General features: G+C 64.6%; 1 protein-coding gene. It reads left to right on the top strand.

Annotated elements, in window-relative coordinates:
* Positions 1-430: 430 nt before the first annotated feature.
* Positions 431-2,716, top strand: coding sequence for a TonB-dependent receptor (locus tag ABB28_RS17210; protein WP_057687582.1), 2,286 nt, complete (start codon positions 431-433; stop codon positions 2,714-2,716).
* Positions 2,717-2,979 lie beyond the last annotated feature (263 nt).

The following is a 2,979-nucleotide window of genomic DNA, read 5'->3' as shown; positions in this document are numbered from 1 at the left end:
GATGCGGAAGCCGAATACCTCATCACCCCGCAGTGGAGCGTGGCGATCGGCGGCCAGAACCTGACCGACAACTACCCGGACCTGTCCAACGAAGACATCTACGCCTACGGCAACCTGCCGTACGACGTGTAGTCTCCGATCGGCAGCAACGGCGCGTACTTCGACGGCCGCGTGCGCTACACCTTCTGACCGCCGGCGGACGACCCGGTAGTGCCGGCCGCTGGCCGTCACATCCTGCAAGCGGTGACGGGCTGGTGGGTGACGACCGTTGGTCGTCACATCCCTGCCGCCGCGCTCGCCGAGCATTAAGCGAACGCCGTCCCAGTTACACGCATTCTGCGTTTTCCGGTCAAAAACCCGTCATTTCCGCTTTGCATAGTGGTCGGTGACCTGCAGCACGCAGGCCTTCCCCCTCATGCAACGGAACGACATGCAGACCCGACACCTGACGATTGCCGTGGCGATCGCGCTTTGCGCCGCCAACGCCCACGCCGCCGGCGAACCCAACGCCGATACCGCCCTCACCGCGCAGACGCTCGATGCGGTGTCGGTGATCGGCCAGGGTGAAACCCGCCAGGTACAACGCATCACTGCCGTGGACAAGCAGGTGCTTCCGCCCGGCACCAGCGGGCAGAAGATCCTCGATCGCCTGCCCGGCGTTTCCGTGCAATCCAACGATGCCTTCGGTGCCAACGAAGAGTCACAGACCATCAGCCTGCGCGGCTTCGACAAGAGTCGCCTCGGCTATACGCTGGACGGCATCCCGCTGGGTGACAACAGCTACGGCAACTACAACGGCCTGAGCATCGCGCGCGCCTTGATCGCCGAAAACCTGGCCGGTGCCGAGCTGTCGCAGGGCATCGGTTCGCTGGGCGTGGCGTCCACCAGCAACCTCGGCGGAGCGATCCAGTATTTCTCGATGGACCCTGCCACTGAATTCGGTGGGCGCGCCAGCATCACCGCCGGTGATGACAACCAGCGCCGCGGCTACCTGCGCGTGGATACCGGCGACATCAACGGGTTTTCCGCCTATGTGTCCGGCGTGCACCAGGACGCGGACATGTGGGCCGCCCCCTACCAGAACCAGACCACGCGCCAGTTCAACGCGAAGGCGGTATGGCACGTGGGCGACAACCGCTTCGGCGCGTTTGCCGCCACCTCGCGCGCCAGCCAGGCCAACTATGCCTATCTGTCCAAGAGCATGCTGGACCGCGGCCTGGGGTATGACTGGAACATCTACGCCCCGGACTGGGACCGCGCCCTCGCGGCCGCTTATTGCGCCCCCGCCACGCGTGATCCGGCGCGCTGCGCGTTCAGCGGTGGCGTCAACAGCATCGACGATGCGTACTACCAGAGCCGCGCGTTGCGCGACGACAACCTGTACTCGCTGGATGCTGACCTGAAGCTTGGCGACAGCGCAGGACTGAAGCTGCTGGCCTACCACCACGACAACCGCGGGCAAGGCCATTGGTGGGCCCCGGGCCAGCCGTCCCATCCGGGCACCGACCGCGAGCTTCCGATTTCAATCCGCAGCACCAACTACACCATCAACCGCCAGGGCCTGACTGCGGCGTTCACCTGGAGCGTGGGTATCCACGAACTGGAGGCCGGGCTGTGGTACGAGAAGAACGACCACAACGTCGAACGCAACTTCTACTACATCGACGGCCCGTTCCTGGATGACACCTACCTCAACCACCCGGACCGCCGCCTGTTCGACCAGGACTTCGATATCCGCACGCGGCAGTTCTACGTGCAGGACCGCATGCGTTTCATGGAGGATCGGATGACGGTGGACGTGGGCATCAAGAGCCCCAACACGCGCATGACCGCCCGCGCGAAGCCGGGTACCGAATCCAGCTACGCCTCCGGCACGTTGACCGCAAAGGAATCGGTGCTGCCGCAGGCCGGCATCAGCTTCAAGCTCAGCCCCCAGCAGGAAGTGTTCGCCTCGTATGCGGAGAACATCGCCGCGTTCGTCGGCGGCGGCAGCGGTGGCCCGCTGCAGGTATCGCCGGAGTCCTTCGCAGCCAGCGTGGATGACCTGGAGCCAGAGAAGTCGCGGACCTTCGAAGCCGGCTTCCGTCGCTTCGGCGAAACGTACCAGGCCTCGCTGGCGGCCTACCACGTGATGTTCGACAACCGCCTGCTGTCACTCAATCCATGCACCAGCATCGAAGTCGGCACGCGGCCGGAGTGCATCACCCGCTTCATCAACGTCGGCTCGGTGAAGAGCCAGGGCGCCGAACTGACCTTCATCCTCAAGCCGATCGACGGCCTGCAGTGGTACAACGCGTTGTCGTGGAACAAGACCACCTACGAGGACGACTACACCTCGGGCGGTGCCATCGTACCGGTGGCCGGAAAGATCACCGTCGACACGCCGCAGCGCATGGCCTCCAGCGAACTGAGCTGGAACCGCGACGGTTTCTTCGCCAGCCTGCGCGCCAAGTACACCGGCAAGCGCTATTACACCTATACCAACGACCAGTCGGTACCGGGCGTGACCACCTTCGACGCCGGGCTGGGCTATTCCTTCGGACCGGGCATGGGCCTGCGTGACATCAAGGTATCGCTCAACGCCACCAACCTGACCAACAAGCGCTACGCGGGGCAGTTGAGCTCGTTCGCGCCGACCGACCCGACCGGCACCCGCTACGCGATCCATGCCAGCGCACCGCGGCAGGTGTTCATGACGGTGGGGGTTGATTTCTAGGCTTCGGCGGGACGTGGGTTCAGTTGATGGGGGTGAGGCGGGGGAAGGTGATGCGCGGGACACGCCGCAAGTACATCCGTGTAGGCTGCGTCGCCGCATCCATGCGGCTCAGCGTCCCGCGCATCACCCTCCCCCGCCTCCGGACAGTGGACGTGCCCCGCCGGGGTTGGGGGGAGAAGAGCAGAAGCAAAAGCAAAAGCAAAAGCAAAAGCCGCCGAGCATGGCGCGGCGCTACCGCTTTTCCTTTTTTTTTTACGCGGCGG

This window comes from Stenotrophomonas chelatiphaga, assembly GCF_001431535.1.
Lineage (GTDB): Bacteria > Pseudomonadota > Gammaproteobacteria > Xanthomonadales > Xanthomonadaceae > Stenotrophomonas > Stenotrophomonas chelatiphaga.
This window is presented reverse-complemented; position numbering and strand designations above follow the sequence as displayed.